Genomic DNA, 26,054 nt, shown 5'->3' with positions numbered 1-26,054 from the left:
GTGCACGTAATGTGTAAACTCGTCCTGTGAAACAGAGCTGGCGGGTCTACAAGCGCGATGTCAAGAGACTCTCCCGCGTCCCCAAAGCGTGGATCATCATCATCGGGGTGCTCATCACCCCTGCCCTGTACGCATGGTTCAACATCAACGCGTTCTGGGACCCCTACGCCCACACAGCGAACATCCGCGTGGCGGTCGTCGACCTCGACGAGGGCGCCACCTCCGACCTCACCGGCCACATCGACATCGGCGCGCAGGTGACGGAGCAGCTCGAGGACAACGACCAGCTCGGCTGGACCTTCATGGGCGAAGACGAGGCCCAGGAGGCCGTGAAGAAGGGCGACGTCTATGCGGCCATCGTCATCCCCGCCGCATTCAGCGAAGACCTGCTCAGCATCACCAGCGGCGACTTCACGCAGCCGTCGCTGCAGTATTACGTCAACGAGAAGGCCGGGGCGATCGCGCCGAAGATCACCGACGTCGGCGCCTCCGAGCTCGACAAGCAGGTCACGAGCGCGTTCAAGGAGCAGGTGGCACTCGCGGCGACGAACGCACTCAAGGACGTCGGCGACTCCACCGAGCTGCGGCTGCTGAACGCGAGGGACAACACCCTCGATGCGTTCGACCAGGCGACACAGACACTCGCCTCGGCCCGCGAGAACCTCGCCGAGACCCAGGACGGGCTCGCCTCCTCGCGCGGCACGCTCTCGTCCGCACGGAACACGCTCGGCGACGTCGACAAGACGCTCGGCGATGTGCAGAAGTCGCTCGCCCAGACGCAGTCGATCATCGCGGAGACGCAGAAGGAGGTGATCGCGTTCAGCGACAGTGCCACCACCGCGTTCCTGCGGGGCACGACGCTGCTCGCCGACGTCTCATCGAAGGCGAACGTCTCGATCACCCGTCTCACCCAGAGCCTCGAGCAGGCGGGGGTGCGCATCGACGCCGGGATCGACGACGTCTCGAACGTGCTGAAGGCGAACGAGGCGGCGGTCGCCCGGCTGCAGGCGCTCCTGGACGACACCGACCTCAGCGAGGACACGAAGCAGCGCCTGACCGAGGTCATCGCCTCGCTGCAGCAGCGCAACGCCACCGACCAGCAGCTGCTCGCCGACCTCAAGGACCTCAAGACCGCCGCCTCCGACACGGTGCGCTCCGTTCAGGCGACAGCCGACGCGGTCGACCAGGCGATGCAGGACACCCGCGACGCCTCATCGGCGATGCGCGACATCCTCACCCGCACCGTCCCCTCACTGAACAGCGCCATGTCGCAGCTGTCGGCGAGCGTCGGATCGTTCTCAGGGGCGCTGGACGCGCAGAAGGGCGTCCTCGCACAGGCCGATCAACTGCTGGCAGGGTTGGACTCGCAACTCGTCGCCACCTCGTCGGCACTGGAGAGCTTCGACAACGACCTCGCGGGCATCGAGCAGGGTCTGCAGACGTCGCGCACCGACGTCGTCGCGCTCAACGCTGCATCCGAATGGGGCCTGCTCGGTGCCCTGACCGATCTGGAACCCGAGCAGATCGCCCAGTTCATCTCCTCTCCGGTCGAGGTCGACGAGCACCTGGTGTTCCCGGTCGACACCTACGGGTCGGCGATGGCCGCGCTCTTCACGAACCTCTCGCTGTGGATCGGCTCCTTCGTGCTGATGGTGATCTTCCGCGTCGAGGTCGACACGGAGGGCGTCGAGGGCGTCACGGTGCGCGAGGCCTACTTCGGCCGCTTCTTCCTCTTCGCGACGCTCGCCGTGGGCCAGGCGCTGATCGTGTGCATCGGAAACCTCATCATCGGCGTGCAGACCGTGAGCGCCGCCGCGTTCGTCGGCACCGGTGTGCTCATCGCCCTCGCGTACGTGAGCATCATCTACGCCCTCTGCGTCGCGTTCGGGCACGTCGGCCGCGGTCTGTGCATCCTGCTGGTGATCATGCAGATCCCCGGTGCGTCCGGCCTGTACCCGATCGAGCTGATGCCCGGATTCTTCCGTGCGATCTATCCCCTCCTCCCCTTCTCCTACGGCATCGACGCCATGCGGGAAACGATCGGGGGCTTCTACGACGGCCACTACTGGCGCTTCCTCGGCGCCCTCGCCGTGTTCGTCGCCCTCGCCTTCCTCCTCGGACTCGTCCTGCGTCGCCGCCTCGCGAACTTCACCCTGCTCTTCAACCGGCAGGTGCTCTCGACCGACCTCCTCATCGGCGAGAAGGTGCAGGTCGTCGGCAGCGGATACCGGCTCACCGACGTCATCCGGGCGCTGTCGAACCGCGCCGAGTACCGCGACGACCTCGCTCGGCGGGCCGAGCCGTTCACACGCCGCTACCCGACGCTGCTGAAGGCGACAGTGCTCACGGGTGTCGCGGGGCTCGTCGTTCTCGGCGTCCTCACCTGGGCGCTCCCCGGATCGAAAGCGCTGCTGCTGGGACTGTGGACCCTCTGGATACTGCTCGTGATCGGGTTCCTCGTGGCCATCGAGTACATCAAGCACAGCTTCGAGCACGGCGCAGAGGTCGCTGCTCTCGACGACGCCGAACTGCGCCAGCTCGCTCTCGCCGGCCCCGCCGGCCCTGCAGCGGTTCTGCCACCCACGGCAGAGGAACCGCTCGACACGGCCCGGTACGCACCGGTCGCCCCGGTCGCCCCGGTCGCACCCGCTGAGGCGGATGACCGGGACACCTCCGAGGCGCCGCTCGCCGGCGCCGAGGCCGACGCACTGCTCACGGAGTGGTTCGATCCGGAAGCACAGTCGGAGACCACCGGCGACACGGAAGCGGAACCGGAGGCCGACCCCGCGGCTTCCGAGCCGACGGAGGAAGCGACCGCCACCGAGGCGGCAGACGACCCGCTCCCCCCGGAGGAAGAAGCACCCACCGCAGACGACGAGCCCGCAGAAGGGGAGGACCGCGCGTGAAGGACATCCTGCACCTGACGGCCCGCGACATGCGTCACGCGACCCAGAACGTGATGGCATGCATCGTTCTGTTCGGCCTGGTCGTCATCCCCTCCCTGTTCACCTGGTTCAACGTCATCGCCAGCTGGGACCCGTTCGCGAACACGAAAGACCTGAAGATCGCCGTCGCCAGCACCGACGTCGGGTACGAGAGCGACCTGGTCCCGATCCGGGTGAACGTCGGCGAGCAGGTCCTCTCCCAGCTCCGCGGGAACGACCAGCTCGACTGGGTGATCACCGATGAGCACGACGCGATCGATGGGACCAAGTCGGGCGAGTACTACGCCGCCATCGTGCTGCCCGAGACGTTCAGCGCCGACATGCTGACGTTCTACGCCGACGGCGGCGACCGCACGCACATCGCGCTCTACACGAACGAGAAGAAGAACGCCCTGGCGCCGAAGATCACCGGCCAGGGCGCGGAAGGGGTGTCGTCCGCGATCAGCGACACGTTCGCCGAGACACTCGGCGACGTGGCGCTCGGCCTCGTCTCGTCGATGTCGGACTACCTCACCGATGAAGACACGCAGGCGACGCTCACGCGCATCGAGACTCGACTGGGAAGCGTGGGCGCTCAGCTGCGCTCGGGCGCGCGCACGGCCGACACGTTCACGGCCCTGCTCGAGACGAGCCGACCGCTGCTGGACAGCGCGTCGGCCCTGGTCGACGAGGCCGGCGACGCGTTCTCGGACACCTCGGGCGCTCTCGGCAGCGGAGTGGATGCGGCGAGCACGCTGAAATCGACCCTGCAGACGGCGGCGCAGTCGCTGGCGGACGCCCTCGCGGCCACATCGAACAGCTACGACGCGGTGGGCCAGCGCATCGACGAGCTCTACGCAGGTGCCGCCTCGCTCAGCGGCAGCCAGGTGCAGGCGATCACCACACTCGCGGAGCGCGTGCAGCAGCAGATCGATCAGTATGCCGCGGTGAAGAACACGCTGGTGACGCAGGTCGGACCGAACCTTCCCGAATCCGCCCAGCCCGACTTCGACGCCGTGATCAGCCGACTCGACGAGGCGATCGCGCGGCAGCAGGCGCTGCAGCAGCGCCTGCAGACTGCGGCGACCGAGATCGCGGCCGGCAACGACTCGGCACAGAGCTCGCACCAGGAGATCACGGCGGCGATCGCCGAGGCCAAGAAGGCGATCGCCGACGCCCGGAGCACCTACGACGACGGGCTGAAGGCGCAGCTGAACGCCCTGTCGTCCACGCTCACGCAGATCGGGTCCGATGTGTCGGCGATCCGCTCCGACCTGTCCGGCATCACCTCCGGGCTGTCCGGAGCATCCGACTCCGTGCTGTCGACGCTGTCGCGAGCGCAGGAGGCCACGACGCAGCTGTCCGCATCGTTGAACGCCCTGGCCGACAGGTTCGACACCGTGCAGCAGTCGATCGCGAAGGCCGCGGACACCGGCGATCTCAGCGCGCTGATCGGCGCCGATCCGGGTGTGCTGGCCACGTCGCTCGCCGAGCCCGTGCGCCTCGATCGCACCGCGGTCTTCCCCGTGGCCGGGTTCGGTGCGGCCATGGCCCCGCTGTACATGATCCTCGCCCTGTGGGTCGGTGCCCTTCTGATGACGGTGACGATCCGCGTCGATGTGAACGCCGAGACGCTCCCCGACCGCCCCGAACTCACGCCGACGCAGAAGTACCTCGGCCGCTACGGCATCTTCGGTCTGGTCGGTCTCGCGCAGAGCACGTTGCTGACGCTCGGCCTGATCCTCTTCGTCCAGATCGAACCCGCGCATCCGCTTCTGCTGATCCTGGCCGGGTGGGCGATCTCGACCGTGTTCACGCTCATCGTGTACACGGCGGTGGTCGCGTTCGGCAACGCGGGCAAGGCGCTCGCCGTGCTGCTGCTCGTGATCCAGATCTCCGGGTCGGGCGGTGCGTACCCCCTGCAGCTGCTTCCGGACTGGTTCCAGAGCGTCAGTCCCTTCCTCCCCGCGACCTATGCCGTGAACATGGTGAGATCGACGATCGCCGGCGTCTACCAGGCCGACTTCTGGTGGGCGCTCGGCGCACTCGCGCTGTTCATCGTTCCGGCGCTGCTCCTCGGACTCGTGCTGCGGCGTCCGTTGATGACCTACAACCGCAAACTGGTCGAGGCGCTCGCGTCGACCAAGCTGATGTCCTGATCCCCGCGCCCCCGAAGGACCCGAAGTGACCGCACCGAACCCGCCGCGTCGACGCGACGCCCTGGCCAACCGGGAAGCCCTGCTGCGCGCGGCGCAGTCGGTGCTCGCGACCAACCCCACGGCGTCGCTCGATGTCATCGCGCAGGCGGCAGGCCTCACCCGTCGCGCCGTCTACGGCCACTTCGCCGACCGCGACAGCCTGCTCCGCGAGGTGATCGCGGTCGGTGCGCAGCGGTTCAACGCGATCGCCGAGACGACCGACGAGTCCGACCCCCGGGTGACCCTGGCACGGATGGCGACACGGCTGTGGCGGGAGGCCTCCGCCGTGCGCGCCTCGGCCAACATCGCCCTCGACGATGCGCATCTGGCCGATACCGTGCTCGCCCTGGCGCCGCTGCGTCGCCGCATCCGCGATCTGACCAGCGTCGGAGTGGACTCGGGGGCGTTCCGGGGAGACATGCCGGCCGATCTGCTCGCCTTCCTCATCGAGGAGACCGCCAGAGCAACGCTGCGCGAACTGCGGCTCACCACGACCGACGCCGATTCGACCGTCGTCCGCGTGGTGCTGAGCATCGTGGGCCTCTCATGGACCGAGCAGGCCGAGCTCATCGCCGCGCACCCCGAGGTCTTCGCGCAGGACTGAACCCTGCGTCCCACACCGAGAGCTGCGACACCGAGATCTGCGACACCGAGATCTGCGCGCAGTGCGGGGCTCTGGAGCAGGGCCGAAGGACTGTTCCCGGCCCGCCCGACCCCGACGCGTGACCGCTCAGACGATCGCGTCGTCGTGCCGCGGCACCCCGTCCTCATCCAGGACCTCATCCGGGTCAGTCTCCACCGACGATGAGGACCGATCATCCGCGCGCACACGGAACCAGAGCGTGAGCTCGGTCAACGCTCTCACCGCTGTGCCGACATCCGACCCCGTATCCAGATCTGCGAACGAGTCCCGGTACCCGGTGGGAGCACTCGCGCGGCGCTGCAGTGGCCGATAGCCCATGGTCCAGTCCGCGAACCGACGCTCGCGGATCGGTTCCTCCAGGAGCACCCGCAGATCATGGTGTCGGGAATCCCCTCGGATGCTCTCGAGCACGCGCGCCACGGTGTCCGGATTCCCTTCCAGCACCTGAATGAACCGCCCCTCCCGATGAAGGAGCATCCCGGTGATGCCCCGTCGAAGATTGAGACGTCGACACACGGTCAACAGATGCTCGAGAGCCGTCGCGCGAAGCGGCTGAGACGCGGTGCTCGTGTACACCAAGGAGATCAACCCGGGTGCCGTGCCGCCGTTCACAGCGCCACCCCCTGCTCACCGTCGTGGACCGTCGGCGAGGGCTCCCCCGTCAGCTGCTCCACCGCGTTCGTGGCTGCTGCCAGCGTCGCGAAGTCGCCGAGCATACGGGACCGGGCGTCGAACGCGCGATACGCGCCGCCCGCCTGCCTGTCGACATATCCGAGGAAGTCGCCGCGGCGGCTCCCGACGTGGAAGCCCTCCTCGACGCACGCCCAGAGGACGTCATGATCAGGTGGGGCAGAGTGCGGCACCCCAGCAGAATATGCGTGCGGCGCGCTCACCGCGCTCCCCTTTACAGCGGCCCCGCGGGTGCGCTAAGCGCGGGTACCGTGCTCGATGTCGATGTCGACCGCGGGAATCCCGAATCCGCCGTCGTCCTCGTCGTCGCCGGGGGTCCGCTGCGGGAACAGGGGGTGCATGCGGATCTGGGCGGCGTCTTCGGAGAAGTCGGGGTCATCGCCGTCGGAGGTCTGCGGACCGACGAGCAGATCGTTGCCGACGCCGACGATCAGGTCAGCGGAGTCCTTCTTCCCGTCCACCACGATGGGAAGCCGCAGAGCCGCCGACTCCCCTTCACTCGCGAGGGCGGCGGCGAGAGCGACGAGCGCCTCGGCGACGTCGTCCGTCGTGACCACCTGTTGGCCTGCGTACGATACGAGTTTCATGTCTTCGACGGTGCCATCACGCGGGGCAGGCCCCAAGGGGGTTGTGCGGACCACGTCCGACGCGCTAACCGCGAGCGAGTGCGCCCACGACCGGACAGCCTTCCCCCGATCACGCGCCCGGGCGGGAGAATGGAGCATATGTCCGCGAGATCCCGCCGGCCGCTGCTCTCCTCCGTGCGCCGTCTGCTGCACACCGATCCCTCGGCCGTCGCGCACACCGAGGCGATGCCCGTCATCGACGAGCGCACGGTCCCCCGGGTGCTCGATCTCGCGACCCGCATCGGTGAATCGATGTTCGCCGTCGGCGCCTCAGCACACGAGGTCACGCTCGCGATCACCCGCGTGTGCGATGCCTACGGGATGCGGGGCGTGCAGGTCGACGTCACCTACAACTCGATCACGGTGTCGTTCCATCTGAGCGGCGAGGTCTGGCCCGAGACCCTCGTGCGCGTCGTGCGTGTCACCGCTCCCGATCACGCGAAGCTGCAGCGCGTGCAGGCCCTGGTCGCCGACATCGACGGCGGCCTCGACCTCGAATCCGCGCGCACCACGTTCCGCGCCATCCGGCGGGTGCCGTTCCGCTACCAGCAGCCGGTCGTGATCGTCGCGCGCGCCCTGCTCGCCGTCGGCGTCAGCATCATGCTCGGCGCCGCCCCGATCATCGTCGGTCTCACGTTCGTCGCGGCGCTGTGCGCGGCACTGACACAGGCGGGGCTCGCGCGACTCCGGGTGCCGCTGTTCTTCAGCCAGATCGCCGGAGGATTCGTGACCACGGTCGTGGCTGTCGTGGTCTCCGCGCTCGGTACCGCCGGGATCGAACCGTTCGTCGGCATCCGCCCGTCGATCATCGTCGCCTCCGGCATCGTGCTGATGCTCGCCGGCCTGACCGTGGTCGGCGCCGCGCAGGACGCGATCGACGGCTTCGCCCTCACGGCCGGCGGACGCATCCTCGATCTCACCATGCAGACCCTCGGCGTGGTGATCGGCATCCTCGTCGGCCTGGAACTCGGCGGCGTCCTGGGCTTCACCATGGACCTCCCCGACGACCCTGCGCCGTTCGGACCGCTCGTGAACCAGTTCGCCGGAGCGATCATCATCGCGGTCGCCGTAGCCGTGTTCAACGGTGCCGGCATCCGGATCATCCTCGTCAGCGCACTGCTCAGCGCTGTCACCCTCGCCGGCTACTCGACATCGGTGGCACTGAACCTGCACCCCGCGGCGGCGAGCGCGGTCGGTGCCCTGCTGGCGAGCTTCCTCGGGATGCTGATCGCACGCAACCTGCACGTGCCCTCGGTCGCGGTGACCACCGCCGCGATCGTGCCGCTCGTCCCCGGAGTCGCGGTGTTCCAGGGGCTGCTCGAGATGGTCCACGCAGCCGGCACCTCCACGGGCATGCTGCTCGCGGGCGGATCGCTCATCGATGCGGCGGTCATCGGCATCGGCCTGGCCTCCGGCGCCTCCCTCGGCCTCTATCTCGGTACCCCGGTGCGGGCGACTCTCGCGAGCGTGGCGAAGACGCGGGCCCGCGTCCGCCGCTGATCGGCGCCCACGGTGTTACCTGCTCGTCGAGTGCACGGGATCTCGCCGAGTGCACGGGGTGTTCGCGTCGACAGACCGTGCACTCGCGCGCACGCCGTGCACTCGGTGCACCGCGTGCACCGCGAGCACCGCGAGTTGAGCAATATATCGGTTCGGATTACAATTCCAGTGAATTCTGGCGGGCTGAAGAGCGCCCGTTGACCGCGCGGACGCATGCACCGCGCCGCGCGGGGTGGTGCGCTCCTCGGCAGCCGATACCGGTCCACCGATGGGAGTGTTGAGTTGTTCACAATGCCCGATCCCCGATTCGAGCTGAGGAAGATCACCGATACCGAGTGGCTGATCCTCGATCACCGCTATGCCCAGAATGACTCGCGACGCACGGTCGCGTGCATCTATGAGGTCGATGCCGCGGAGGTGGAGGTCGTCTGGCTGCGAGACCTCCCGCTCGCGAGTTCGTACATGACTGCCGCCGACGTGTGGGAAGACGTCCAGCGGTTCCATGCGCCGCGCCGCGCCGGCCGACCGATCCCGATCCCGCATCATCCGCCCCTCGCGACCGCCTGACCGGGCGATCACGCTCACGCAGGCGGGATTCTCCGCTCGCTCGCGCACCCCTGTCAACGGGCAGACGTGCACGCCTCACAGAGGCAAGACTGGGCGATCAATCCACCTCGGTGAACGGAGAACATGATGTCAGACCCGCAGGACCACACGGACGCCACACCCGCAGTCGAAGCCCAAGGCATCGATCCCGACATGCCCTCGACCGACGACGGCCCCGAGACAGACGAGGACGACGACGAGAACGAGGACGAGAACGACAACCTCGGTGCGGAGAAGGGCAAGGGCACCCCTCCCACGGTGCCGCCCACGGGCGGTGGCTCCGAGGGTGTTCACGCCGAGGATGCTCGACGCGACTGACCGGAGTGGAGCGCCGTTGCATGCTCCCGCTCCAGGGACGGTGACGCGGGCTTCGGGCTCGGGGAAATGGGTGCCGGGCTCGGAGAAGTGAATGGCGGACGGCGGGGACGGGAACGATCTCCGACTGTTCGCCGATCACTTTTAGCCGAGCTGATCGAGGACGAGTTCTCCGCGGGCGTTGAGGTTCTCCATCATCCGCTCGATGCGCTTGGTGTCGATCTCGGGCATCTTGGAGCCGTCGAAAGCGAGCGCCAGCGGAATCGCGGGGTGCATCCAGATGGTGAGCCGACCGGCAGGGTTCTTCTCCTCCGGCAGCCACGTCATCATGAAGCTCTCGTGTCGACGGAGCTTCGTGCCGATCACGATCTTCAGGTGCGCCAACGTCGCATCGTCGATCACGATCGGAGGGCGTGAACTGTTGTACTCGAGAGTTCCCATGCTCCGAGAATACGCGCCTCTGCGCGTCTCCGAGCCCGATGTCGACGCGTGATCGAGGCCGGACGGCCACCACCAGGCAGCCGCCTCTCAGTGTCCGTGCGCAAGCTGTTGGATCAGAACGACAACGCTGCCGAGCGCAACGAGGATTCCGAGCGCGATGGCCTGTTTCCACCATGGAGCGTCGGTCCGGCGTACGGCCACGTAGCCGATCAGTCCGAGGATCGCGACGTAGGTGATCGATGCGACCGTGAGAGCGGTTCCCAGATCGATCCACCCCAGTACAGCGAGGAGAAGGACGAGGAGAGGCACCGCCGCTGAAGCCATCGCCGTCCCGGTCAGACGAAGGAGTCGGCCGAACTCGCGGCGGTCAGGGAAGGTCGCATGCACGGCCAGGTGCGCCAGCAGCTCCGCGACGAATCCAGCGATGGCGATCGCGACGATTCCGACGAGGAGCGTGATGGTCGCGCGACCGGCGTCGGTGTGGGCGACGTTCGAGTTCTGGACGAGCACGATGGCGAGCCCCGTGAACGTGGCATAGACCCGCTCCTTGATCGACGCGGTGTCCACCCCCACCTCCTCGTCGTGGGTGCGCCCGTCGTCGGAAAACTGCATGCGCCGCAGATTATCAGCCATCCCCCGCGGGCCCATGTCGAATGTCGTAGCCTCGACGCATGGTGAGCCCCAGCGACAACGCGGTCGTCGAAGCCCGGTCTGCTCCGCAGACCACGGCCGGACGTTCGCTGGCGGTGATCGGACTGACGATCCCGCTCATGCTTCTGATCGACTACGCGGTGTCCTACGCAACGGTCGTCGCGCTCTTCGGCGGTCTGCCGTTCGTCCTGATAGCGGCGATCCTCGTCGCGTTCGCCGTGCTCGCAGGCGGTATCGCTCTCCTGAGCACGGCGTTCACGGGACGGCCGGCGATCTTCGGCGGAGTGGTCGCTGCCGGGGTGCTCACGTGCGCGGGGGCGTTCGGCCTCGTGCACGGCATCCTCGGTCCCCTGGCTCTTCAGACCGATGCCCTGCTGCATGTCGCGGTGTGTGCTCTCGCGGCTCTCACGTTGGGAATCTTCCTCGGGCCGATGCCGCTGCGGGTCGCGGGCGCGGTGTCCGCCGCGGCGCTGGTGGCCGTGCTGGCCCTCGTCCCGACACCGACCGAGACCGCGGCCGTCGATCGCGCGAATGCCGAGGCCGACCGTTCGGCCGAGGTGAAGGCGAGCTGGATCAGGTCGGGGAAGTTCCCGCTCGTGACCGACCTCGCCGGGTGGTCGAACGTCGAAGTCAGAGCGACCGGGACGGATGCCGCCACCTGGGTGCGCAGTGACACCGGCTCCGTCGCTCGCATCATCATCCAGTGGAACGCGGTCGACCCCGACCCCCTCGCGCCGTGCAACTTCATCGGCGGGCCCGGGCGGGAGTGGGATCGGGGTCCCGACCAGCTGCCGTCGTGGTGCGTGCGCACAGGCGACCAGTGGTCGCGGTCAGACGGTACTGCCGTCTACAGCTACGACGCGGGCACCGGCACCACGATGTGGATCATGGCGTTCGGCGGGTACGACGCCGAACGTGTCGGCGGATCGAACGCTGCGACCGCGGAGGACATCGCCGCTCTGATCCCGTCGCTGCACCCGATGAGCCGGGAGGACGCGGAGCGCTACCTGCTTCCGACGTTCGACGGCATCGACAGCCCCGAGGTGCAGACGCCCGACCTGTGAGTCGACGTCACGCGTGAACCCCGCCGCCCGTTCAGGCGGAACGCGCATGGGGCAGCGCCAGATCCACGAGGCTCACGACGAACTTCCCCGGCTCCTCGAACATGCACAGGTGTGCGGAGTTCTCGAACCAGACGACGTCCACCGACGGCGCCGACACTTCGTCGATCCAGCGTTCCACCGGAGCCGTCGGAGTTGTCCAGTCATGGCGTCCGAGGAACTGCAGCATCGGCACCGCGAACGAGGTCTTCGCACGAGCGTCGAAGGACAGCAGCGCCGGAAGCACGTGGGGCATGGTCACCTGTTGTCCGACGCCGATCAATGCCCGCTCATCAGCCGTGTAATACGGCGACAGCCCGGCCGCGTCCGTGAAGTAGGCGAAGTCCGAGCGGTAGGCGGAGAGTCCGCCGTAGTGCTGCGCCCATCTCCGGCACGTCACGATGCGCTCGATCGTGAGAGGCTGCGTGCCGGGATACTCGCCGAGCGACTGCAGTTCGGCGATGGCCTGCTCATTCCCGTCCGTGAGTGCGCTGCGCATCGCGAAACCGAAGCTCTCGGCCTCGTTCTCCGGACCGGAGATCACCTGCCCGACCCCGATGTAGGCCCAGAGCAGGTCGGGCCGCCGCTCCGCCAGGGTGAGGCCGACGATCGTTCCCCAGCTGTGCCCGAGCACGCCGACCGTGCTCACCCCGAGTTCATGCCGGAGCCAGGCGATCAGTTCCTCGAGGTCTTCGACGTACCGCTCGACGCTCAGATCCATCCCGTCGTGCGCCCCCGCCGCAGACCTCCCACTGGCGCGCTGGTCGTAGTTCACGACGGTGAAGTAGTCCTCGACCGCGCGTTGCCAGATCCACGATGACGGCAGCGAAGGGAGGGCCGGGCCGCCGTGGCAGACGATGAGCACAGGGTTGCGGGTGTCGCGCCCTCGAATCGAGACGAACTGCTCGACGCCGCCGAGCTCGACGAAGGTCGTGCGATCGATCGCTTCGGGATTCGGGAGGCGGCAGAGATCGGCGATCACTGCAGGGCCGTTTTCGTCGGTCATGCCGTCACACTAGCGAGACGTGGGTACGGTCTTCCCTCTCGCCGCCCTCTCGCTCGCCGACGCGTTCAGAGCAGTGCGGCGACCTTCTCTGCCGTCTCCTTCGCGGAGCCGGGGTTCTGGCCCGTGACGAGATTCCCATCGACGACGGCATAGGAGACGAACGGCAGCAGCGCCTTCTCGTACAGGGCGCCGCGCTTCTTCATCTCCTCCTCCGCGTTGTACGGCACGAGCTTGTCCACACGGGCCAGCACCTCCTCTTGCCAGGCGAAGCCGGTGACCTTGCGACCGTCGACCAGGAGAGAGCCGTCCGAGAGTCGCGTGTTGAGCAGACCGCAGTAGCCATGGCAGACCGAGGACACGATCCCTCCCCGCTCCCAGATCTCCCGTGTGATCCGCTGCAGGCCTTCACTCTCCGGGAAGTCGTACATCACCGCGTGACCCCCGGTGAAGAAGATCGCGTCGTAGTCGGCGGAATCGACTTGGTCGGGCCGCAGAGTGGTCGCCAGCAACGCCATGCGTGCGGGGTCGGCACGCCATGCCTTCGCGGTCTTGTCGTAGTTGGGGAACTTCAGCGACCGGGGCTCCAGCGGCGAGGGCCCGCCAGCCGGACTGACGATCCGCTGCTCGAAACCTCGCTCCTCGAAAACCTCCCATGCATGGCTGAGCTCCGACAACCAGAGCCCGGTGGCGTGGTCGGGGTCGTCGTAGTGTCCGACGTTGGTGACGACGTGCAGGATGCGTCTGGTCATGCGAGTCTCCCGGGGATCGAATCGGCCGCCGATGGCGGTGCCGCATGGGTGGAGATCGCGAAGATCGCCGCAACGGACGACCGCACCCGCTCAGCCACCGCTTCGGCGGGTTCGGGACGGAACTTGCCGTCGAGGTGCAGGAAGGCGAGGCCGTGGGCCATGCTCCACAGCGCCGTGGACAGGCTCGGCACGTCAGCCCCGGGGAACAGCTCTTCGATCGCGTCGTTCAACACGGCGTGCAACCCATGGGACGCCCGCACACGGTCGCTGTCGGATTCGTCGCATTCGTTGCCGAACATCAGTCGGAAGACCGCGGGACGACGCAAGGCGAAGGTCACATAGGCGATTCCGAGCTGCGTGATGACGGCGGGCGCCGGCGAGGCGGCGGGGACTCGGTCCAGAGCGGCGGCGAGGTCGGCCTGCAGGTCCTTGAAACCTTCGACCGCGACGGCGGAGTCCAAGGCCTCCCGGTCGGCGAAGTGCCGATACGGGGCGGCCGGCGAGACCCCCGCCCGACGCGCGACGGCGCGAAGCGAAAACGGCTCCCCGGCCTCGAGAGCCTGTATCGCCGCATCCAGAAGAGCTGCACGGAGATCGCCGTGATGGTAGGTCTTCTCAGAAGTTGACACCGATAACATCCCCTCGTACGATCATGTAAGCAGTGTAAACATACCGTGTCGGATATCGCAATCGAAAGTCGAGTCGAGGAATGCAGACCATACTGGGCGCGAACGGACAGATCGCCGTGGAACTCGCACGCGAGCTGAACCGGAACCACACGTCCGACCTCAGACTCGTCAGCCGCAACCCCCGCAAGGTCAACGCCACCGACACCCTCGTACGAGCGGATCTTCTCGACGCCGCACAGACCGCCGCCGCGGTCGACGGCAGCGACGTCGTCTACTTCACCGCCGGGCTGCCCGCAGACACCGAGCTGTGGGAACGGCAGTTCCCGACGATGGTGAGGAACGCCCTCGACGCGGCCCGCGCCGCCGGCGCGAGTTTCGCCTACTTCGACAACACCTACATGTACCCGCAGGATGACCGGCTGCAGACCGAGGACACGCCCTTCGAACCGGTCGGCCCGAAGGGCAGGGTGCGTGCGGCGATGGCGTCGATGGTGCTCGACGAGATGGCGCGCGGCGACATCCCCGTGCTGATCGCCCGCGCGCCGGAGTTCTACGGCCCCGGGCGGACGCAGAGCTTCACGAACGCGCTCGTCATCGACAGGATCAAGAGCGGCAAACGTCCGCTCGTACCGGTGCGCGACGACCGGCAGCGCACTCTGATCTGGACGCCGGACGCGAGTCGTGCCCTCGCGACGCTGGGCAACGCCGCCGATACCTTTCACCAGACGTGGCACCTCCCCACAGACTCCGACCGTCCCACCTATCGGCAATTCGTCGCCATGGCAGAGTCCGCCTTCGGTCGACCAGCCGGGTCCGGGTACACCGTCGTCCCGAAGTCGGCGCTGAGCGCGGCCGGTCTCGCGTCTCGCCAGGCGCGTGAGATCAGAGAGCTCCTGCCGCGGTACGAGCACGACAACAGGTTCGACTCATCGAAGTTCGTCGGGCGATTCCCGGAGTTCGAGGTCACGAGCTACCGTCGCGGCGTCGACATCATCCGCGAAGAAGCGGTCGCGTCGAGCTTCTGACGGGGCGACGCTTACCGCCCGCTCGTCGGTGCCACGGGCTCGTGGACGTCCCTACGCGTTCGACCGCGCCTCATCCCGGAACTCGATCGCACTCACACGGTGAGTCCGCCATCACGATTCACCGATCCGAGAGCGATTCATCGCCGCGGTCAACCCCCTGACGTTCCCCCTCCGTCAGGAGTAGCTTCGCGAGACCGAACGAAGGAGACGGATATGAGCGACCCGAAGAACACGCAGGGCACACCGGGCCCCGACGAAGAAGCTGACACCGCATCGGGCGGCGCTCCCGACGACGGGCCCGACACCGAAGAGGTGCTCGAGGCGGAGACGACCGACGAGAACGGGAAGCCGCTCGAGAACCCGTCCGGGGGGTGACCGATCGGGCCGGAGCCGCCTCCTCGCCGGAGCCTCAGACCCTTGCGGGCACGAGCTCGTCGCGAAGGATGTCGGCTCCCGCGCTGAGTGCTCGGAGCTTGCCACGCGCGACGTCACGCGACACCGGAGCCATGCCGCAGTTCGTGCTCGGGATGAGCTTGTCGGCGTCGACGAATCGGAGGGCGTTGCGGAGGGTGTCGGCGACCTCGTCCGGGGTCTCGATGGTCGGGCTGGCCACGTCGATGGCCCCGAGCATGACGTTCTTTCCTCGAATGAGCTCGATGAGGTCCAGAGGAACGTGCGAGTGGTGGCTCTCCAGTGAGACGGTGTCGATGATCGAGCGCTGCAGAAGCGGGAAGGACTTCTCGTACTGCCGCCATTCCGCGCCGAGGGTCGCCTTCCAGTCGGTGTTCGCCTTGATCCCGTATCCGTAGCAGATGTGCACCACGGTCTCCGCGCGCAGTCCTTCCGCCGCTCGCTCGAGCACCGCCACGCCCCAGTCCTGCACATCGTCGAAGAAGACGTTGAACGCCGGCTCGTCGAACTGGATGATGTCGACCCCGGCTGCTTCGAGCTCCTTCGCCTCCTGGTTGAGGATGGTCGCGAACTCCCACGCCAGCTTCTCGCGGCTCTTGTAGTGACGATCGTAGAGAGTGTCGATCATCGTCATCGGGCCGGGCAGCGCCCACTTGATCGGCTGATCCGTCTGCTGACGCAGGAACTTCGCATCCTCCACGAACACGGACTTCTCGCGGCTCACGGCCCCGACCACCGTCGGCACGCTGGCGTCGTATCGGTCGCGGATCCGCACGGTCTCCCGCTGGTCGAAGTCGACGCCGGAGAGGTGCTCGATGAACGTGGTGACGAAGTGCTGTCGGGTCTGCTCCCCGTCGCTGATGATGTCGATGCCGGCCTCGCGCTGCTCTTGGACGGCGATGCGCAGAGCATCCTGCGTACCCTCGATCAAGGCGTCGCCCTGCAGTTTCCACGGAGACCAGAGCGTCTCCGGCTCGGCCAGCCAGGAGGGCTTCGGCAGACTGCCGACGATCGAGGTGGGGAGCAGCCCGCGCACGATCGGCGATCTCTGGTTCGTCATCCGACGGCCACCAGGGATGCGGCGGAGGTGCCGGCGGCCCACTGCTCGAGCAGCTCACCGTGCGGGGTCATGAGGTGCGCATCGGCGTACTGCCCCTGCTCGGCCGCGAGCCTGCTGCGCTCCTCGCGGTCGTAGGCGATCTTGGTCACCGAGTAGTCCTGCTGTTCCAGAGTCGGCCGGTAGATGCTCGCGGCCTCGGAGTTCGCATTGTAGATCTCCGGACGGTAGATCTTCTGGAACGTCTCCATCGTGCTGATCGTGCCGATGAGCTGGAGGTTGGTGTAGTCGCTCAGCAGGTCCCCGCGGAAGTAGAAGGCCAGCGGGGCCACGCTGCCTCGCGGCATGAAGTACCGGACCGAGAGCCCCATCTTGCCGAAGTACTCGTCGGTCAGCGAGCCGTCCTTCTGCTCGTACTCGACACCGAGGATGGGGTGGTGGTTCTCGGTGCGGCGGTACGTCTTGCTCGTCGAGACGCTGATGCAGATGACGGGCGACAGCGAGAAGCGCTCCCGGTAGGCCTCGGAATCGAGGAAGTGCTGGAAGAGCTTGCCGTGCAGATCGCCGAAGTCGTCGGGGACGGTGAAACCCCCCGCGGCCTCGCTGGCCGCCGGCAACCGCACACTGAAGTCGAAGTCGCGGATGTACGACGAGAAGTTGTTGCCCACGATCCCCTGGGTGCGCGTGCCCGTCGACCGGTCGACGATGGTCACCTCCAGCACCTCGAGAAGAGGGAACTCCCGATCCTCCCCCTCCGTGGCGAACTGGATCGCGACCGAGACGATCTCGAGTTCGAGGGTGTAGCGGTCACGGCTCGGGTTGTCCCAGTGCGCCAGATCGTTGAACCGCCGGTCGATCATCGTCAGGGCATTGCGGAGGTTCTGCTGACGGTGCTCGCCGCGCGCCAGATTGGCGAAGTTCGTGGTGATGCGGGAGTCGTCGGAGGGCGAGTAGTCCTCGTCGAAACGGGTCGTCGTGATGCGGAACGTGAATTCGGATGCCATGAGCGGCCAATCGGTGGGATGATCGGCCGGGCTCGGCCTCGATCGGGGGTTTCTCCATGATGACGAGTGCGGGCGCCCATCGGGTAATGCGCGCGAACTATGCCGTGACATAGGCTGAATCTATGGCCAAGCGTTCGAGCGGCATCACCCTGCAACAGCTCACCTACTACATCGAGGTCGCTGCGGAAGGATCGATCAGCGCCGCCGCCGACCTGCTCTACGTCGCCCAGCCCACCATGTCGGCGGCGATGAAGGATCTGGAGAGCAGGGTGGGGCGCGTGCTCCTCCTCCGCTCCGCCCGCGGCGTGACGCTCACGACCGACGGTGTGGAGTTCCTCGGATACGCCCGGCAGGTCGTCGAGCAGGTCGCGCTCCTCGAACAGCGCTACCTCGGTCGTCCGCCGTCGCGACGCCTGCTCGGAGTGTCGACCCAGCACTACTCGTTCGCCGTCGACGCGTTGGTGCGGATGGTGAAGGCGACCTCGGCTGCCGAGTACGAGTTCTCGCTGCGGGAGACGCGGACGTGGGACATCATCGAAGACGTCCGCACGCTCCGCAGCGAGCTGGGGATCCTCTACCGGAACGACTTCAACCGCAACGTGATCGACAAGCTGCTCCGCGACTCCGGGCTCGCCTTCCACCCGCTCTTCGTCGCACAGCCGCACATCTTCATCTCCCGCAAGAACCCCCTTGCCACCCGAGATCGCGTGACCCTCGACGATCTCGCCGACGTGCCGAGGCTCACCTTCGACCAGGGGGCGAACAACTCCTTCTACTTCGCCGAGGAGATCCTCTCCACCCTCTCCAGCCCCCAGGACATCCGCGTCTCCGACCGCGCGACCATCTTCAACCTGATGATCGGCCTCGACGGCTACACCATCTCGACGGGCATCATCAGCGACGACCTCGACCCCGAGATCGTCGCCATCCCGCTCGACGTCGACGAGAACATCGAGATCGGCTGGATCGGGCATGCGGCGATCCCCCTCACCGAGCAGGCACAGCGCTACCTCGCCGAACTGCGCACGGTGGTCTCCGAGTTCGGGGTGGAGTTGCTCGGCTGAGGGGTACGCCTCCGGGGGGAGAGGAGCTCCGCCTCCACAGGGCACCGAGAGATCGTGCACCCCGCCAAAGATTCTTATACAATGGCTTATACAGAACTTCCGCGAAGGAGGAGCCATGGCCGTCACATCGATTGACATCGACCCCGACGAGCTTCAGCAGGCCAAGAAGCTTGCCGGCACGACCTCCAACCGCGAGACGGTGGATCTCGCGCTGCGCACGCTCATCGCGGTGCGCCGCCAGCCCGCCGCCGTGGAGCGCATCATCGCTCGCCACTTCGACACTGACCAGATCGACGCGCCGACGATCGCTCCGGACACGAGTCCGGATCCCGACACGGGCGCTCCCCGGGAGAAGAGCACCGTTCGGTGACCACTTACCTCGTCGACAACAGCATCTGGCAGAAGGCAGGCAGGAGCACGGCGATCGGCGACAGGCTCCGGGCCCTGTCGCCGAATCACCTGATCATCACGTGCCCGCCGCAGGTCCTCGAGTACTGCCACTCCGCGCGCAATGCAAAGGAGTACGCAGAGTTGCGTGCGGACATGGAGGGGCTGCTCCCCGCGTGGGAACACCCCGACGAGCGTGACGCCCTCGACCTTCAGCAGGCGCTGTGGGACACAGGGCTCATGAGAGCAGCCGCAGCCTTCGACTGCCTCATCGCCGCATACGCGGTCGCCAACGACGCAGTGATCCTGAACTCGGACCAGGATTTCGGGTACATAGAGATGGCGACTGAGGGACGAGTCCGCCAGGAGTACGTCGCGGCCTGAGGTCAGACACATGTGAGCGTGCGGCGCCATCGAACTTCCAGGCAAGAGCGCTCGCTCTCGGAGAGCCCCGTGATGATACGGAAAAACCCCCTCACTCGGAGGGGGCTTCCATGGCGGTGACGGTGGGATTTGAACCCACGGTAGGGGGTTACCCTACACAACTTTTCGAGAGTTGCACCTTCGGCCGCTCGGACACGTCACCGCGGAATAGCTTACGCGACGCGGGGCCCGCACGCGAATCGAGACCCGCACGCCGCCGCGCACGTCACCAGGCGGCGGCGACCTCGGCGTGCGTGCGCAGGATGCCCTCGGTCGATCCCGCGGGCGCGCGCCCGATGCCGCACTCGGTCGCGACCCCGAACTCGGTGGCGAACGGAGTCGCGGCGGCGACGCGACGGGCGGCGCCCTCCACCCCGTCCTCGCGGTGCACGAGGCCCAGGTAGAGCTCGCCGACCGGGGCGAGGCCTGTGAGCGGGGCGAAGTAGGCCTCGTCGTCGTGGTCGATCGGCACCGGCAGGTGCAGCCACGTGAGCGGACGGGCGGATGCCGCCACCACGGCGTTCGCGTACCGGACCAGGTTCGCGGCGTCGCGCGGCTCGAAGAAGTGCTTCTCCCCCGCGTCGCCGTAGCAGAGGTGCACACCCACCTCGACGTCGGCGGGCACCGCGTCGACCAGTGCGGCCAGGCGCGAGACCAGACCGTCGAACGGGTCGCCAGGCCACCACGCCTCCATGACCGCTCCGTAGCCCGCGGCGCGCTCGATGATGCCCATCTCGCTCGCGACGTCCCACTGCACCGCGAGGTCCTCGTGCGGGATGGCCTCGAGGATCTCGTCGAGCTCGCGCAGGATCGCGGCGGTGTAGACGGGCTCGATGGCCGCGCGGTCATCGCCGTGGAAGAACGAGGAGATCACGGCGAGGGGCGTCGGCAGCGACACCTGGAACCGCACGCCGGCGGGCACCGCGCCCTCGGCCCGTAGTCGCTCGAACACCGCATACGACTCGATCGCGGCGGCGGCATACCCCAGCGGCGGCATCTTGATGCTCGCAGCATCCACTCCCTCGGCGATGCGCAGGCCGCGGGCGTCGATGCCGGCGGGGAACGGGATGGGTTCGTCGCCTGTGCGCTCGATGCCCTCGGCCTCACCGATCACGTCGGGCTGGAACATGATCCAGTGGAACCGCTTGCCGACCTCGCCGTCCGGAATGCGACGGAGCCGGGTGCCGAGTAGTTTCGCAGCGGTGCGGATCGTGGTCTCGGCATCGTCGTAATTCACGCTGCCCACGAGGAGGGCACCCTGCGGCTGAGTCATACCCCTCAGGATATCGACGCTCCCGTCGGGCCTTTTCCCCGGCGAGACCCCCACGCTGCGGTGGGCATTCGAGTTAGGATGGCCTAAGAACCCGCCGCCTGTGGGGGCAGCGATGACGGGAAGGTATTCATCATGGGCTTCATCACGTCCGAGGCGCTGTCCGAGACCGGCTACGTGGTCCTCGACGACCACACCTCCGCCACGGATCCCGCCGAATGGTTGGGCCTGGAGTATGTCGGCTGGCGCTCCTCCGGCATCACGCGCTTCGCCCCGCTCACCAGCTATGCCGGCGACGTCGACTGCAACGGCTTCTGGAACCACACCCCGCCGCGCACCGACAAGGATGGCGTCTGGGTCGCCTCGCAGGTCGCGGTCGCCCCGACGCTCCAACGCCGGGCACAGGAGCCGGGCGCCGGCATCGGCCGCTGCCGCGTGATCGAGCTGCAGCCGAACGAGTACGCCGACGCGATCTACAACCTGCACCAGGACGACAACAACCGCCTCAACGAAGAGGGCACCGGCTGGGTCGTCCGCGGGTTCTTCAACCTCTCCGACGACACCGAGTCGATGCTGATCCTGCGCGCCGACCGTTTCGATCCGGCGACCGAGATCCGCCTGCCGCTGCGCGCCGGCTCGCGCATCATCGTCGACACCCAGCGCTTCTGGCACGCGGTCTGGCACCGCGGCACCGCCCCGCGGTACGCGCTCATCACGTCATGGACCAGCGGCCCCGAGCTCGACGCCTACATCGCCGCCAACCACGGCGACCCGCACCCGAAGACCGTCGACCTCGACCCGCAGTTCGTCGACGATGCGCAGGTCGAGCTGCACCGCCGCATCGAGGAGCGCCGTCGCGCGTTCGAGGCTCAAGGCATCGTGATGGAACCGCCCGTCGACATGAACGTCTGAGGCGACGGCCCGCGGGTCTCCCCACAGGCTCCTTCTCGCTGCCCCTCAGATCGTGCGGCCGTCGTGGATCCGCACCACGCGGTCGACCGTCCCCTCGGGAGGCGCCACGTGCGAGATCAGCAGCACCGACTGCTCCCCCGCGGCCTGCAGCAGATCACGCAGCAGGGCATTCGATGCTTCCGGATCGACCCCCGCCGTCGGCTCGTCGAGGACCAGCACGGGGAAGCCGCGCAGCAGCGCCCTGGCGAGCGCGATCCGCTGCGCCTGGCCACCGGACACCAGCGCGCCGCGGTCGCCGACCCGCGCATCGAGGCCCCCACGCTCCCGCACCCAGTCACCGAGGCCGACCCGCTCGAGCACCGCCTGCAGGTCTTCGTCCGAGGCGGAGTCCCGCGCGAAGAGCAGGTTCTGGCGGATGTCCTCGTCGAACAGCTGAGGACTCTGCTCGCACAGCCCGATCACGCGTCGCAGCGCCGGACCCGAGAGCTCCGCGGCATCGCGACCACCGACCAGATACTCGCCCTCCACGCGCAGGAAGCCGACCAGGGTCGCCGCGAGCGAACTCTTGCCCGCCCCGCTCGGCCCCGCGACCAGCACCCGTTCGCCGGGTCGGAGGTCGAGATCCACGCCTCTCAGAGCGGGCGTCCCGCCAGGCCAGGTCGCACGCGCGTCGCGCAGGCTTACAGCCGGGGTGCCTTCGAACTCGACGTCATCACCCGCGTCGACGCGCAGCTCGTCCGGCATCCGCTCGGGCAGCACGTCGACGATGCGCTCCGCGCTGGAACGCACGCTCCGCCACGATGCGGCGGCGATCGGCACCGCGCCGAAGATCTCGAACACCACCATCGGCACGAGCACGGCCACGGCCAGCCACGGCCCGTCGATCGAGCCGTCCGAGAGGCCGGGAGCCGCCGCGGCGAGCGCCCAGACCGAAGCGACTCCGGCGACCGCGGAGACCACGCCGGCGGCTACGGCCTGCGCGAGCGAGGCACGGTCGACAACGCGTCGCAGCGCGGCATCCGCTGCGGTGATCCGTGCACGGGCCTGCTCCTCCGCGCTATAGGCGATGAGCACGTCGAGGCTGCCGAAGTAGTCGACGAGGGCCGCCGAGAGCTCGGCCCGACGTTCCGAGACCTGCGCTTCGGCGCGTGAGCCGAACACCCACCCCAAACCGATCGCGGCTGCCGCAGCGACGAGCAGGCACACGGCCAGCGTGAGCGCGGCGGCGGGCGATACGAACGCGATGAACCCGACGGCCCCGATAGCGACCAGAGCGGCGACCCCGAGCGGCTGCACCACCCGCAGCGGCAGGTTCTGCAGGTTCTCGACGTCGTCGACGAGAGCTGCGAGAACCCGACCGCGATCCGTCGCGCCGAGTCCCGCTGGCGACAGCGGGATGAGTCGGCGCACCATGTCGGCGCGGGTCGAGGCGAGTTGACGCAGCGCGGCATCGTGTCCGCTCAGGCGCTCCAGATAGCGGGTGACCGCGCGCGAGACGGCGAAGAAGCGCACACCGACGACGGCGATCGACAGCGGCACCAGCGAGTCGACGATCGATGCGCTCACGATCAGCCACCCGCTGACGGCGAGCAGGCTCACGGCGGCGGCGGCCGAGAGCAGACCCCAGATCAGACCCGGCACGAAGCGGCCGAGCGGCGGTTGCGCGAGTCGCAGGATGGCGCCGACCCGGTGACCGCGGGAATGCACTGTGTCGGTTGTGCGGGGTGCAGTCATGCGTTCACCCCCAGCTCCACGATCTGATCCGCGATCTCCCGTGCGGTCCGACGGTGGGAGACGAGGAGGATCGTCGCACCGGCATCCGCCTTCTCGCGCAGCGATCGCCACAGCCGGTCCTCGGTCTCGGGGTCGAGTGCACTCGACGGCTCATCGAGTGCGAGCACGCGTCCGGACGCCGATGCCTGGCGATACAGGGCTCGAGCGACAGCCACTCGCTGCGCCTGCCCACCCGACAGCCCCGCTCCCTGCACGCCGAGCTCCAGCGCGGGGTCGATGCCCTCGGCGCAGGCATCGTCGAGCGCATCGCGCACCCGGTCGGCGTCCGGCTCAGGATCACCGAGGGTGACGTTCGCCGCCACGGTCCCGCGCGTGAGGCCAGGTGCCTGTCCCGCCCAGGCGAGCCACACCGACGGCGCGATCCCCCTCACGTCCGCGCCGCCGTAGGACGCTGTCCCCTCGAACTCGGCCGCGCCCCGGAGCGCGGCCAGCAGCGACGACTTCCCCGACCCGCTCGGCCCTTCAAGGACCGTGATGGTCCCCGGCCCGGCAGCGAACGACACGGGCGGCAGGTCGCGCACCCGCAGACCGTCTACCACGAGGTTTCCGCCCTTCGCCGGTTCCACCTGCATGACCGATTCCCGGATGCCGGGGGCTTCGACGGCGATTCCTCCGGCATCCGTCGAAAGCTCCTGCATCCGCGCACGCTCCCCCGCCGCGTCCAGCACCTCGAACACGTCCTCCGTCGCCGCAACCCCTTCGGCGGCAGCGTGGAACTGCACCCCCACCTGCCGGATGGGCAGGAACGCCTCGGGAGCGAGCAGCAGCACGAACAGCCCGACCTCGAGAGTCAGATCACCCGACAGCAGCCGGAAGCCGACCGACACCGCGATCAGAGCCACCGCGATCGAGGCCAGCAGCTCCATCGCGAAGCCGGACAGGAACGAGAACCGCAGCACCTTCATGGTCTCGCGGCGGTACTCGTCCGCGGTGACCTCGATGCGGTCGGCAGCCCGACGATCACGCCCGAACAGTCGCAGCGTCGACAGCCCCTGCACCGTGTCGGCGAAGCGTGCCGCGAGGCGCTGCAGCGTCTGCCACTGCCGCGTCTGGACGGTGCGGGTCGCCATGCCGATCAGGATGAGGAACAGCGGGATCAGCGGCAGCGTGATCACCGCGGTGAGTCCGCTCGGCCAGTCCTGCCACCACATGACCGCGACGAGCACCGGCGTCGCGATCACGGTCAGCACGAGCTGCGGGATGTAACGCGCGAAGTAGGCGTCGAGCGCTTCGAGTCCGTGGCCCGCGGTCACCGCGAGCGCGGTCTGGTTGCGTTGCGCGAGCCACCCTGGCCCGAGTCTCCCGACCGCAGCCACGAGCGCCGTGCGCAGCTGCATCCCCGTCTTGGCGGCCGCCCGTGTCCCCGCCGCATCAGAGGCCGCGATGAGCAGGCCTCGCAGCAGAGCCGTGAGCAGCAGCCAGAGCAGCGACGAGGTGACGTCCCGCCCCGCGAGCGCCCCCGTGATCGCATCGGTCAACAGCCACGCGAAGGCGATCGTGACCGCGGTCTGGACGACGCCGATCAACGCGGATGCCGCGAGGAAACCCCTCGCGGCACCCGCGTATCTCAGCAGTCTCGGATCGACGGGTTTCACGCGTGTGCCGGAGCCCCCTCGATCGACTTCCGGGTGACCCGCTTGCGGAAGACCCAGTAGGTCCACGCCTGGTACGCGAGCACGAGCGGCATCGCGATCAAGGCCGTCCAGCTCATGATCTGCAGTGTGTACGGGGTGCTCGACGCGTTGGCGATAGTGAGGCTGTACGCCGGGTCGATCGTCGACGGCATCACGTACGGGAACAGCGCGGAGAAGAGCATGACCACGGCGAACAGCACCGTGAGCATCCCGGAGAAGAACGCCCACCCGTCGCGACGGACCATGGAGAGCCCGACAGCCGCGATCAGACTGACCGCCGCGAGCGCGCCGGCGCCGATGACCAGCCAGAGCAGCGGAGCCTCACGGCCCATCGCGATCGCGACCGTCCAGATCACCGTCGCGGCTGCGACGAGGATCGTCGGGATGGCGGCCTTCTTCGCGAGCTTCTGCGCGTCCTCGTGCACCTGACCATCGGTCTTGAGCGCCACGAACAGCACGCCGTGCAGGAAGAAGAGCAGCAGCGTGGTGACGCCGACCAGCAGTGCGTACGGGTTCAGCAGGGCGAAGAACCCGCCGACGTAGATGTGGTTCTCATCGATGGCCACGCCCTGCACGATGTTGCCGAACGCGACGCCCCACAGCAGTGCGGGAACGACCGAGCCGATGACGATCATCCGGTCGAAGCCGGCCTTCCACTTCGCGCTGTCACGCTGGTGTCGGTACTCGAACGAGACACCGCGCAGGATCAGCGCGAGCAGGATCAGCAGCAGCGGCAGGTAGAAGCCGCTGAACAGCGTGGCGTACCACTCGGGGAACGACGCGAACAGCACGGCGCCGGCCACGATGACCCAGGTCTCGTTGAGATCCCAGACCGGGCCGATCGTGTTGATGACCTGTCGGCGCGAGACGTCGTTCTTGCCGAGGAATGGCAGGGACATGCCGACGCCGAAGTCGAAGCCGTCGAGCACGAAGTAGCCCACGAAGAAGAAGGCGACGATGAAGAACCAGAGTGTTGCGAGATCCATGATGCTCCT

27 protein-coding genes and 1 tRNA gene are annotated in these 26,054 nt (G+C 67.9%); 13 read left to right on the top strand and 15 right to left on the bottom strand.

Annotation, left to right across the window (positions count from 1 at the left end):
• Positions 1 to 26: 26 nt before the first annotated feature.
• The 3 genes from ACLFA2_RS11905 to ACLFA2_RS11895 are packed head-to-tail and all read left to right on the top strand — an operon-like array spanning position 27 to position 5,726.
• On the top strand, positions 27 to 2,906 hold the full coding sequence (locus tag ACLFA2_RS11905) for a YhgE/Pip family protein (RefSeq protein WP_426621366.1): 2,880 nt from the start codon (positions 27 to 29) through the stop codon (positions 2,904 to 2,906).
• The gene (locus ACLFA2_RS11900; RefSeq protein WP_426621365.1) at positions 2,903 to 5,083 is read left to right on the top strand and encodes a YhgE/Pip family protein; all 2,181 of its coding nucleotides are present in this window, start codon (positions 2,903 to 2,905) and stop codon (positions 5,081 to 5,083) included. Before ACLFA2_RS11905 ends, ACLFA2_RS11900 begins: the two co-directional genes overlap by 4 nt.
• 25 nt (positions 5,084 to 5,108) lie before the next feature.
• Entirely contained in the window at positions 5,109 to 5,726 is a 618-nt protein-coding gene (locus tag ACLFA2_RS11895) for a TetR/AcrR family transcriptional regulator (protein WP_021201283.1), read from the top strand.
• 126 nt (positions 5,727 to 5,852) lie between these two features.
• On the opposite strand, the gene ACLFA2_RS11890 is transcribed toward ACLFA2_RS11895, so the two are convergent.
• The 3 genes from ACLFA2_RS11890 to ACLFA2_RS11880 form a co-directional block, all read right to left on the bottom strand.
• Positions 5,853 to 6,341, bottom strand: a complete 489-nt coding sequence (locus tag ACLFA2_RS11890) for a BLUF domain-containing protein (RefSeq protein WP_240750582.1) — start codon at positions 6,339 to 6,341, stop codon at positions 5,853 to 5,855.
• Positions 6,342 to 6,373: 32 nt separating this feature from the next.
• A complete protein-coding gene (locus tag ACLFA2_RS11885; RefSeq protein WP_021201285.1) occupies positions 6,374 to 6,628 on the bottom strand; it encodes a hypothetical protein in 255 nt (84 codons plus the stop codon).
• A gap of 63 nt (positions 6,629 to 6,691) precedes the next feature.
• Entirely contained in the window at positions 6,692 to 7,042 is a 351-nt protein-coding gene (locus ACLFA2_RS11880; RefSeq protein ID WP_021201286.1) for a hypothetical protein, read from the bottom strand.
• 138 nt (positions 7,043 to 7,180) lie between these two features.
• Here ACLFA2_RS11880 and ACLFA2_RS11875 point away from each other — a divergent pair, with 138 nt between their 5' ends.
• From ACLFA2_RS11875 to ACLFA2_RS11865, 3 genes are all read left to right on the top strand, one after another.
• On the top strand, positions 7,181 to 8,581 hold the full coding sequence (locus ACLFA2_RS11875; protein ID WP_029259899.1) for a threonine/serine ThrE exporter family protein: 1,401 nt from the start codon (positions 7,181 to 7,183) through the stop codon (positions 8,579 to 8,581).
• 291 nt (positions 8,582 to 8,872) lie between these two features.
• Positions 8,873 to 9,148 carry a hypothetical protein gene (locus ACLFA2_RS11870; RefSeq protein ID WP_240750580.1) on the top strand — a complete coding sequence of 92 codons (276 nt, stop codon included), beginning with the start codon at positions 8,873 to 8,875 and terminating at the stop codon, positions 9,146 to 9,148.
• A gap of 126 nt (positions 9,149 to 9,274) precedes the next feature.
• Positions 9,275 to 9,505, top strand: coding sequence for a hypothetical protein (locus ACLFA2_RS11865; RefSeq protein WP_426621364.1), 231 nt, complete (start codon positions 9,275 to 9,277; stop codon positions 9,503 to 9,505).
• Positions 9,506 to 9,646: 141 nt separating this feature from the next.
• On the opposite strand, the gene ACLFA2_RS11860 is transcribed toward ACLFA2_RS11865, so the two are convergent.
• Both ACLFA2_RS11860 and ACLFA2_RS11855 read right to left on the bottom strand, forming a co-directional pair.
• Positions 9,647 to 9,943 (bottom strand): hypothetical protein, encoded by a 297-nt coding sequence (locus ACLFA2_RS11860; protein WP_021201290.1) that lies wholly within the window; start codon positions 9,941 to 9,943, stop codon positions 9,647 to 9,649.
• 87 nt (positions 9,944 to 10,030) lie between these two features.
• A complete protein-coding gene (locus ACLFA2_RS11855; RefSeq protein ID WP_426621363.1) occupies positions 10,031 to 10,555 on the bottom strand; it encodes a hypothetical protein in 525 nt (174 codons plus the stop codon).
• A 59-nt stretch (positions 10,556 to 10,614) separates the two neighbouring features.
• Between ACLFA2_RS11855 and ACLFA2_RS11850 the strand changes: the two genes are divergently transcribed.
• Positions 10,615 to 11,658 (top strand): hypothetical protein, encoded by a 1,044-nt coding sequence (locus ACLFA2_RS11850; RefSeq protein ID WP_426621362.1) that lies wholly within the window; start codon positions 10,615 to 10,617, stop codon positions 11,656 to 11,658.
• Positions 11,659 to 11,689: 31 nt separating this feature from the next.
• Here the strand turns inward: ACLFA2_RS11850 and ACLFA2_RS11845 are convergent, their stop codons facing one another.
• The 3 genes from ACLFA2_RS11845 to ACLFA2_RS11835 all read right to left on the bottom strand — a co-directional run bounded on the left by ACLFA2_RS11845 (position 11,690) and on the right by ACLFA2_RS11835 (position 14,078).
• Positions 11,690 to 12,700, bottom strand: a complete 1,011-nt coding sequence (locus ACLFA2_RS11845) for an alpha/beta fold hydrolase (RefSeq protein WP_426621361.1) — start codon at positions 12,698 to 12,700, stop codon at positions 11,690 to 11,692.
• A 65-nt stretch (positions 12,701 to 12,765) separates the two neighbouring features.
• Positions 12,766 to 13,449: a type 1 glutamine amidotransferase domain-containing protein gene (locus tag ACLFA2_RS11840; RefSeq protein WP_426621360.1), complete on the bottom strand. Its 684-nt coding sequence runs from the start codon at positions 13,447 to 13,449 to the stop codon at positions 12,766 to 12,768.
• Entirely contained in the window at positions 13,446 to 14,078 is a 633-nt protein-coding gene (locus ACLFA2_RS11835) for a TetR/AcrR family transcriptional regulator (protein WP_297555572.1), read from the bottom strand. The genes ACLFA2_RS11840 and ACLFA2_RS11835 overlap by 4 nt, the downstream gene beginning before the upstream one ends.
• A gap of 80 nt (positions 14,079 to 14,158) precedes the next feature.
• Between ACLFA2_RS11835 and ACLFA2_RS11830 the strand changes: the two genes are divergently transcribed.
• Positions 14,159 to 15,103, top strand: a complete 945-nt coding sequence (locus tag ACLFA2_RS11830; protein WP_426621359.1) for an NAD-dependent epimerase/dehydratase family protein — start codon at positions 14,159 to 14,161, stop codon at positions 15,101 to 15,103.
• Between the two features lie 213 nt (positions 15,104 to 15,316).
• Positions 15,317 to 15,478, top strand: coding sequence for a hypothetical protein (locus tag ACLFA2_RS11825; RefSeq protein ID WP_167255440.1), 162 nt, complete (start codon positions 15,317 to 15,319; stop codon positions 15,476 to 15,478).
• Positions 15,479 to 15,512: 34 nt separating this feature from the next.
• Here the strand turns inward: ACLFA2_RS11825 and ACLFA2_RS11820 are convergent, their stop codons facing one another.
• Both ACLFA2_RS11820 and ACLFA2_RS11815 read right to left on the bottom strand, forming a co-directional pair.
• Positions 15,513 to 16,550, bottom strand: a complete 1,038-nt coding sequence (locus ACLFA2_RS11820; protein WP_426622471.1) for a methionine synthase — start codon at positions 16,548 to 16,550, stop codon at positions 15,513 to 15,515.
• 20 nt (positions 16,551 to 16,570) lie between these two features.
• Positions 16,571 to 17,575, bottom strand: coding sequence for a DUF1852 domain-containing protein (locus ACLFA2_RS11815; RefSeq protein ID WP_021201299.1), 1,005 nt, complete (start codon positions 17,573 to 17,575; stop codon positions 16,571 to 16,573).
• Between the two features lie 122 nt (positions 17,576 to 17,697).
• Between ACLFA2_RS11815 and ACLFA2_RS11810 the strand changes: the two genes are divergently transcribed.
• The 3 genes from ACLFA2_RS11810 to ACLFA2_RS11800 all read left to right on the top strand — a co-directional run bounded on the left by ACLFA2_RS11810 (position 17,698) and on the right by ACLFA2_RS11800 (position 19,410).
• Positions 17,698 to 18,639 (top strand): LysR family transcriptional regulator, encoded by a 942-nt coding sequence (locus ACLFA2_RS11810; protein ID WP_021201300.1) that lies wholly within the window; start codon positions 17,698 to 17,700, stop codon positions 18,637 to 18,639.
• A gap of 115 nt (positions 18,640 to 18,754) precedes the next feature.
• Positions 18,755 to 19,009, top strand: a complete 255-nt coding sequence (locus ACLFA2_RS11805) for a type II toxin-antitoxin system VapB family antitoxin (RefSeq protein ID WP_021201301.1) — start codon at positions 18,755 to 18,757, stop codon at positions 19,007 to 19,009.
• On the top strand, positions 19,006 to 19,410 hold the full coding sequence (locus ACLFA2_RS11800; protein ID WP_021201302.1) for a PIN domain-containing protein: 405 nt from the start codon (positions 19,006 to 19,008) through the stop codon (positions 19,408 to 19,410). Before ACLFA2_RS11805 ends, ACLFA2_RS11800 begins: the two co-directional genes overlap by 4 nt.
• A gap of 111 nt (positions 19,411 to 19,521) precedes the next feature.
• On the opposite strand, the gene ACLFA2_RS11795 is transcribed toward ACLFA2_RS11800, so the two are convergent.
• A tRNA-Ser gene (locus ACLFA2_RS11795) sits at positions 19,522 to 19,612 on the bottom strand.
• A 63-nt stretch (positions 19,613 to 19,675) separates the two neighbouring features.
• A complete protein-coding gene (locus ACLFA2_RS11790) occupies positions 19,676 to 20,722 on the bottom strand; it encodes a hypothetical protein (protein WP_021201303.1) in 1,047 nt (348 codons plus the stop codon).
• 132 nt (positions 20,723 to 20,854) lie between these two features.
• On the opposite strand from ACLFA2_RS11790, the gene ACLFA2_RS11785 reads away from it, so the two are divergent.
• Positions 20,855 to 21,631, top strand: coding sequence for a hypothetical protein (locus ACLFA2_RS11785; protein ID WP_021201304.1), 777 nt, complete (start codon positions 20,855 to 20,857; stop codon positions 21,629 to 21,631).
• Between the two features lie 45 nt (positions 21,632 to 21,676).
• Here the strand turns inward: ACLFA2_RS11785 and cydC are convergent, their stop codons facing one another.
• From cydC to cydB, 3 genes are read right to left on the bottom strand one after another with little or no spacing between them, the layout of a single operon-like run.
• Positions 21,677 to 23,365, bottom strand: coding sequence for a thiol reductant ABC exporter subunit CydC (gene cydC, locus ACLFA2_RS11780; RefSeq protein WP_021201305.1), 1,689 nt, complete (start codon positions 23,363 to 23,365; stop codon positions 21,677 to 21,679).
• The gene (cydD, locus tag ACLFA2_RS11775) at positions 23,362 to 25,020 is read right to left on the bottom strand and encodes a thiol reductant ABC exporter subunit CydD (protein WP_426621358.1); all 1,659 of its coding nucleotides are present in this window, start codon (positions 25,018 to 25,020) and stop codon (positions 23,362 to 23,364) included. Before cydD ends, cydC begins: the two co-directional genes overlap by 4 nt.
• Positions 25,017 to 26,045, bottom strand: a complete 1,029-nt coding sequence (gene cydB, locus ACLFA2_RS11770) for a cytochrome d ubiquinol oxidase subunit II (RefSeq protein WP_029267678.1) — start codon at positions 26,043 to 26,045, stop codon at positions 25,017 to 25,019. Before cydB ends, cydD begins: the two co-directional genes overlap by 4 nt.
• Between the last annotated feature and the right edge of the window lie 9 nt (positions 26,046 to 26,054).

The sequence above is a fragment of the Microbacterium sp. As-52 genome (assembly GCF_049949185.1).
Taxonomy (GTDB): Bacteria; Actinomycetota; Actinomycetes; order Actinomycetales; family Microbacteriaceae; genus Microbacterium; species Microbacterium maritypicum_A.
Note: the sequence above shows the minus strand (reverse complement) of the source record. Positions and strands in the feature narration are given on the sequence as shown.